Source organism: Hydrogenophaga sp. (assembly GCF_041633695.1).
Taxonomy (GTDB): domain Bacteria; phylum Pseudomonadota; class Gammaproteobacteria; order Burkholderiales; family Burkholderiaceae_C; genus Hydrogenophaga.
On sequence record NZ_JBFJMY010000228.1, the window covers coordinates 1 to 6,673 of the forward strand.

Below are 6,673 nucleotides of genomic sequence, written 5' to 3' on the forward strand. Positions count from 1 at the left end.
CCCGACCCAGTCGGCCAGGGCATGCAAGTGGGTGGAATGGGGCAATCCGCTGGCGTTCAGCGCATCGTGTGCTTGGTCCAGCACCGCCTGGGCGTAGGCTTGCGCCGCCGCCAGCCCCAGCAGGGCGACGAAGGTCGGCTTGTCGTCGGCAGCGTCCTTGCCAGCCGTTTTGCCAAGGGTGCCGGAATCGGCGGTGACGTCCAACACGTCGTCCACCACTTGGAAGGCCAGGCCCAGGCAGGCGCCGAATCGCGCGAGATGGCTTTTCTCGGTTGCACTGGGCTGCGCGGAGGCAGCACCCATCAACACGCTGGCTTGCAGCAAGGCACCGGTCTTCAAGCGGTGCATGGCTTCCAGCTCTGCCTGATTCAAGGACTTGCCGACACTGGCCAGGTCGACGGCCTGGCCGCCCGCCATGCCATCAGCACCGGCCGACAAGGCGAGCAAACGGCACATGGCAGCCGACTGGGAGGGCAGCATGGACGCGTCCTCGGGCACCAGCAACTCGAACGCCAGCGCCTGCAGCGCATCACCCACCAGCAGGGCCTGGGCTTGCCCGAACTGCACGTGCACCGTGGGTTTGCCACGCCGCAGCACATCGTTGTCCATGCAAGGCATGTCGTCGTGCACCAGCGAATACGCGTGGATCAGCTCGACCGCGCAGGCGGCCCGCATGGCGGCCTGTGGCGCACCTTGCACCGCTTCGCTGGTGGCCAAGGTAAGCAAGGGCCGCAGACGCTTGCCACCGTCGAGAACGGCGTAACGCATGGCCAGACCCAGGTCGGTGGCAGCGCCGGGTGCCACCCAATCGGAAAGACAGCGCTCGACCGTGGCTTGGCGCTCGCTGCGCCAGGCCTGGAATGCGAGCTCTGGGTGGACGGAGGCGTTCAAGCGGCGTCCCACGGTTTGAGTTCGGCACCTTCCAGCACCTTGATCTGGGTCTCGACCGCATCGAGACGCTGACGGCAAAAGGCCAGCAGCTCCGCTCCGCGCCGGTAGCGCGACAGCAACTGGTCCAGCGGCAACTGCCCGGCATCGAGCTGGGCCACCAGTTGTTCCAGTTCTTCCAGTGCCGCCTCGTAGCTGGCGGCAACGTCGGAAGCCGCACCGGTTTTGGCTGCGGCCTTGGTCGCCTTGGGTGTGGATGGTGTGGTCATGTACGAAATGGGTGGGTCCAGCGGTGGCAGGCCTGGCCTGTGCAGCATCCGAGCACAGCTTACAGGTGCCTGGCAGGTTCAGACGAGAAAGCCAGCTGGCTGAATGGTCTTCGATTTTATCCCCCACCCCGACGCATGGTTGGGAGCGCACCACTTTTCGCCCGCCGCGCCAAGGCCTTGGCCGGACAGGGCTTGGACACCCCCGGGGTACAATCCACCCTCTTTTTTCTTCATCTTCGCGACGGGCACTTCGTGCCCGGAGGGACGCACCACTCCACCCATCCCGCGCCCAGGCGCTTACCCTGCCCCTTCATAGGGGGAGTCTTCAGGTCAGGACCTTCATGTCTGATTTAAGTCTTCAATTGCAGCAGGCCGCAAGTCAACTTCCGGTTTCCAGCTATTTTGACCAGGCGCTGTTCCAGCGCGAACTGGACACCATCTTCCAGCGCGGTCCCCGCTACGTGGGGCACCAACTCTCGGTTCCACAAGCGGGCGACTACCACGCCTTGCCCCAGGAGGGCGGCGGGCGGGCACTGGTGCACGGGGCCAACGGGGTCGAGCTGATCTCCAATGTGTGCCGCCACCGCCAGGCCGTGATGCTGCGCGGGCGTGGCAATCTGCACCAGGTGCAGAGCGGCAGCGCGGGTGGCAACATCGTCTGCCCCCTGCACCGCTGGACCTACAGCGGCGGTCAGGGCGCACCTGCCGGCACCTTGTTGGGCGCGCCGCATTTTGCGCAAGACCCCTGTCTGAGCCTGAACCGTTACCCGCTGCGTGCATGGAACGGCCTGCTGTTTGAAGACAATGGCCGCGACATCGAAGCCGACCTGGCGGGCATGGGCCCACGTGCAGCGCTCAATTTTGACGGCATGGTGCTCGACCATGTGGAGCTGCACGAGTGCAACTACAACTGGAAGACCTTCATCGAGGTCTACCTGGAGGACTACCACGTGGGGCCGTTCCACCCGGGTTTGGGCAACTTTGTGTCTTGCGAAGACCTGCGCTGGGAATTCAAGCCCGAGTACTCGGTGCAGACCGTGGGCGCGGCCAAGCTCTCCGGCCAAGCGGGCAGCCCGACCTACCAGCGCTGGCACGAACAGCTATTGAAGTACCGCGATGGGCGCATGCCGGAACACGGCGCGATCTGGCTCACCTACTACCCGCACATCATGGTCGAGTGGTACCCCCATGTGCTGACGGTGTCGACGCTCTATCCCACTGCGGTGGACAAGACGCTCAACATGGTCGAGTTCTACTACCCGGAAGAAATCGTCGCCTTCGAGCGCGACTTTGTAGATGCGCAGCGCGCCGCCTACATGGAAACCTGCATCGAAGACGATGAGATCGCCGAGCGCATGGACGCAGGCCGCAAGGCCTTGTTCACGCGTGGCGACAACGAAACCGGGCCGTACCAGAGTCCGATGGAAGACGGCATGCAGCACTTCCACGAGTGGTACCGCACGCAGCTGCAGGGCGCCGCTGACACGCTCTGACCGTTGAGACCGGGGCCTCGCCCCGGCGCTCGACCGCTCCTGTCCGCTCCTCCTCAAAGACCACCCCATGCAAGCCCTGTGGATGCTGCTCGCCGCTTTCCTGTTCGCGACCATGGGGGTCTGCATCAAGTTCGCATCGGAACATTTCAACAGTTTCGAAATTGTCTGCTACCGCGGACTGGTGGGCGTGGTGTTCATCTGGTTCTTTGCCCGCGCGCGCCGCATCTCATTGCGCACCCAGTTGCCCATGATGCATGCTTGGCGCACCCTGGTGGGGGTGATCGCGCTGACCTGCTGGTTTTACGCCATCCCCCTACTGCCCCTGGCCACTGCCATGACGCTGAACTACATGAGCAGCGTGTGGATTGCCACCTTCTTGCTCGGCGGCGCAGTGCTGATGCAAGGCAAACAGACCTCCATCCAGCACCAAGGCCCTTTGTTCCTGGCGGTTCTGGCCGGATTTGGCGGCGTGGCGATGATGTTGCGCCCCACCATCAACGAAGCACAGGTCTTTGGCGCCCTGATCGGCCTGCTGTCGGGCATTTTTGCGGCCTTCGCTTACCTGCAGGTGTCGGCACTGGCGCGCGCAGGCGAACCCGACAGCCGCACCGTGTTCTATTTTTCGGTCGGGGCGGTGCTCACCGGCGGTGTTGCCATGCTGTTCACCGGCGCCAGCCCTTGGTTCTGGCCCAGCGCATTGTGGCTGCTGCCTATTGGACTGCTCGCGGTACTGGGGCAACTGTGCATGACGCGCGCCTACAGCAGCGGCGCCACCCTGGTGGTGGCCAACTTGCAGTATTCGGGCATCGTCTTCGCAGGTATCTACAGCGTGGTGATTTTTGGAGATCACCTCACGCCCTTGAGCTGGGCCGGCATGGCGCTGATCGTCGTGAGCGGCATCACAGCCACGGTGCTGCGCGCGCGCGCCCTGCCCCACGCGCCAGCAGAAGACCACGCCGCCTGAGCCCTCGCTGCGCACACGCGCAGCCGGCAGGTTGATGCATTGGCTTGCATGGTCATCCCGGTGCACTTGCCGCACAATGACCGGCATGCACAAGACCCTCATTTCCGCCGCTCAGCTGCGGCAACACCTGGACCAACATGCCGCGGTACGCGTGTTCGATTGCAGTTTTGATCTGGGCCAGCCGTCTGCAGGATTGGCCCAATACCTCGAACAACACATACCCGGCGCCGTTCACGCCGACCTGAACACCCATCTGAGCGCTCTTCCCGGCGACGCCAGCGCCAGCGGTGGCCGCCACCCCCTGCCCTCGCGCGAGGCCTTCGCGGCCTGGTTGGCAGACACCGGCCTGCAGGCCGGACAGCAAGTGGTGGTGTACGACCGGCAGGGCAGCAGTTTTTGCGGCCGCCTGTGGTGGATGCTCAAATGGTGCGGGCATGAAGCGGTCGCGGTGCTGGACGGTGGCTGGGCGGCGTGGCGCGCCGCTGGAGGTGCCAGCGAAATCGGACCGGCGACAGCGATCGTGCCAAAGGGCAGCTTCCAGTTGCAAGCCGCGTTGGTGGATGTCGCTTCGGCCCAGGAAATGGCCGGCGCACTCGGCAGCACCCGCCAGACCGTGGTCGATGCCCGCGCCGGTGCCCGCTTTCGCGGCGAGACCGAGCCTCTCGATCCGGTGGCCGGTCACATTCCGGGCGCCTTGAACCGGCCCTTTGCCGATAATTTCACACCCGATGGCCACTTCAAGCCCGCAGCGCAATTGCGCGCGGAGTGGAGCGCGGTGCTCGGCGGGCGCGACCCGGCCAGCGTGATCCACCAGTGCGGCAGCGGCGTCACCGCCACGCCCAACCTGCTGGCGATGGAAATCGCAGGCCTGGGGCGCAGCCGCCTGTTTCCTGGCAGCTGGAGCGAGTGGTGCAACACCCCCGGCTTGCCCGTGGCACAGGGTTAAAAAAACACTTCGCCGTGCGAAACCGCAAGAAGTCTTGAGCGAGATCATCAAGAACGGCCTCCAAGGACCGATACAACACGGAGACAAGCCCAACTGTGTGACAGCAACCCGTTTGCGACCCACAGCAACCCGAATGGATTCGGATGAGTAAGAAGGACAATCCCGCCCAGTCCTTGCCCGACGATACTGGCGACACCGCATTCCGGACCAGCACCTTGCGCACCGTGGCCGTGCTGTTGGCGTCGGTGTCCACCCTGCTGATACCGCTGGTGTATGCCAACACGAGCAATCCGCTGGAAACCTGGACCACCGTGCTGTTCGCGGTGGTCAGCTGGATCTCTTTGCTGTTGATCCGCCGGGGCTATACGCGCTACAACGCGCACATCATGGTGTCTCTGGTGCTGTTGGTGGCCTGCTTTGGCGTGGTGGCCATCGGCTCGGTGCGCGGCGCGGTCGCCTTTCTGTATGTCGGCGCGGTCGTTGGCGCCGGCATTTTTCTGAACCGCAACGCGCTCATCGCCACCGTGGCGTTCAGCGCCACGGCCTTGGCCGTCTTGACCGTGGCTGAGCTGCACGGCTATCTGCCGCAGCACAACCTGGAGGTGGGACTCAAGACCTGGCTGACACAGACCGCCACCCTGGTGGTGGTGGCCATCATGGTGTATTTCAGCCGACACCGGGCCAAACAAGCGCTGCAACTGCAAATGAACGAACTGCTGCGCCGCCAGGAGCTGGAAGCGGAACGCGATCAGCATCTGGAGCGTTTTGCCCGCTTCTTCCGCAGCAGCCCCAGCCCCATGCTGGCGCAATCGGCCCATACCGGGTATTTGGTCGACGTCAACCCCGCCTTTGAGCGCGCCTACGGCTACACCAAAGAACAGGTGGTGGGCAAGGAGGAAGGTTTTTTGTGGGCCGACCCAAGCGCCCGCCCCGCCTACCTGCGGCGCCTGTTCACAGAGCGGCTGGTCACGCAGTACCCTGTGCTGGGCCTGCGCGCCGATGGCAGCACCTTCAGCGCCCTGATTTCTTCCGAAATGGGCAAAGATCCCAAGGACAAGCTGATCATCACCACCGTGTCGGACATCAGCGAACAATCGGCGGCACTGGCGCAACTGCGCCGTTCAGAGGAGCGCTTTGCCAAGACCTTCCATTTCAGCCCCCTGAACATGACCATCACCCGCTACGAAGATGGCAGTCTGGTCGAAATCCAGCGGGTGGACCACAGGCCGCGCGACGACCGTCCGGAACACGAACCCACAGTGGCCCGTGAATTCTGGCCAGACCAACAAAGCCGCGGTGATTTTGTGCGTGCACTGCGTCGCGAAAGCCGTCTGCACGGCTACGAAACCCGGCTGCGCAAGCCCGACGGGACTTTGATCGAAGTGCGCATCTGGGCGGAACTCATCGACATGGAAGGCGAGCCCTGCGTGCTGGCCTGCACCATGAACGTGACCGAAGAAAAGCGGCGCGAAGCCTTGCTGCTGGAGATGGCACAAGGCATGTCGGCCCAGACCGGGGAGGCCTTTTTTGCGGTGCTGGTCGAGCACATGGCCAAAGCGCTGGGCGCCGACACCGTTTTCGTGCGCGAGGCCACCGGCGCCGGGCAAGCGCAGACCTTGGCCATCTGGCGACACGGCCAGTTGGCAGTTGCCGACGCGGTGCCCGCCGGCCCTTGGCTGGAATCCCCGCCCGACAACACAATCGCCGTCTTTGAGCACAGCCAGCCTGGCGCCCTGGCCGTGGGCAGTGAAACGTATCCCAACCACGCCACGCAAAATTTGCTGGACCACCAAGGCCAGACCATTGGCACGCTCACCGCGCTCTGGAAAAGCCCCACGCCGTTCCAACCGGAAAATCGGGCGCTGTTTGCCATTTTTGCCGGCCGCGCCTCGGCGGAACTGCAGCGCCACCAGCACCAGCACGAGATCCAGCGCCTCAACAGCACGCTGGAGCAGCGGGTGCGCCTGCGCACCGCCGAGCTGGAACAGGTCAACGCCGAGCTGGACTCGTTCGCCTACTCCGTGTCGCACGATCTGAAATCGCCGCTGCGCGCCATCGACGGTTTCACACAATTGTTGAAAGACCAACTCCAGGACCGCGCCAGCGCAGACGA

6 protein-coding genes are annotated in these 6,673 nt (G+C 64.2%); 4 read left to right on the forward strand and 2 right to left on the reverse strand.

The window, feature by feature from the left end; all coding sequences use genetic code 11:
• Both ABYB95_RS14210 and xseB read right to left on the reverse strand, forming a co-directional pair.
• A partial coding sequence (locus ABYB95_RS14210; protein ID WP_372659220.1) for a polyprenyl synthetase family protein occupies nucleotides 1-891 on the reverse strand: 891 nt, incomplete at its 3' end.
• On the reverse strand, nucleotides 888-1,157 hold the full coding sequence (xseB, locus tag ABYB95_RS14215; RefSeq protein WP_372659221.1) for an exodeoxyribonuclease VII small subunit: 270 nt from the start codon (nucleotides 1,155-1,157) through the stop codon (nucleotides 888-890). The genes xseB and ABYB95_RS14210, both read right to left, overlap by 4 nt.
• Nucleotides 1,158-1,498: 341 nt before the next feature.
• Here xseB and ABYB95_RS14220 point away from each other — a divergent pair, with 341 nt between their 5' ends.
• The 4 genes from ABYB95_RS14220 to ABYB95_RS14235 all read left to right on the forward strand — a co-directional run.
• On the forward strand, nucleotides 1,499-2,650 hold the full coding sequence (locus ABYB95_RS14220) for an aromatic ring-hydroxylating dioxygenase subunit alpha (protein WP_372659222.1): 1,152 nt from the start codon (nucleotides 1,499-1,501) through the stop codon (nucleotides 2,648-2,650).
• Between the two features lie 67 nt (nucleotides 2,651-2,717).
• Nucleotides 2,718-3,614, forward strand: coding sequence for a DMT family transporter (locus ABYB95_RS14225; RefSeq protein ID WP_372659223.1), 897 nt, complete (start codon nucleotides 2,718-2,720; stop codon nucleotides 3,612-3,614).
• An 85-nt stretch (nucleotides 3,615-3,699) separates the two neighbouring features.
• Nucleotides 3,700-4,560 (forward strand): sulfurtransferase, encoded by an 861-nt coding sequence (locus ABYB95_RS14230; RefSeq protein ID WP_372659225.1) that lies wholly within the window; start codon nucleotides 3,700-3,702, stop codon nucleotides 4,558-4,560.
• A 143-nt stretch (nucleotides 4,561-4,703) separates the two neighbouring features.
• A partial coding sequence (locus tag ABYB95_RS14235; RefSeq protein WP_372659226.1) for a PAS domain S-box protein occupies nucleotides 4,704-6,673 on the forward strand: 1,970 nt, incomplete at its 3' end.

What these genes read in the sequence shown, in the direction of transcription:
- xseB (WP_372659221.1), bottom strand. Translation starts at nt 1,157, where the DNA reads ATGACCACACCATCCACACCCAAGGCGACCAAGGCCGCAGCCAAAACC.
- ABYB95_RS14220 (WP_372659222.1), top strand. Translation starts at nt 1,499, where the DNA reads ATGTCTGATTTAAGTCTTCAATTGCAGCAGGCCGCAAGTCAACTTCCG.
- ABYB95_RS14225 (WP_372659223.1), top strand. Translation starts at nt 2,718, where the DNA reads ATGCAAGCCCTGTGGATGCTGCTCGCCGCTTTCCTGTTCGCGACCATG.
- ABYB95_RS14230 (WP_372659225.1), top strand. Translation starts at nt 3,700, where the DNA reads ATGCACAAGACCCTCATTTCCGCCGCTCAGCTGCGGCAACACCTGGAC.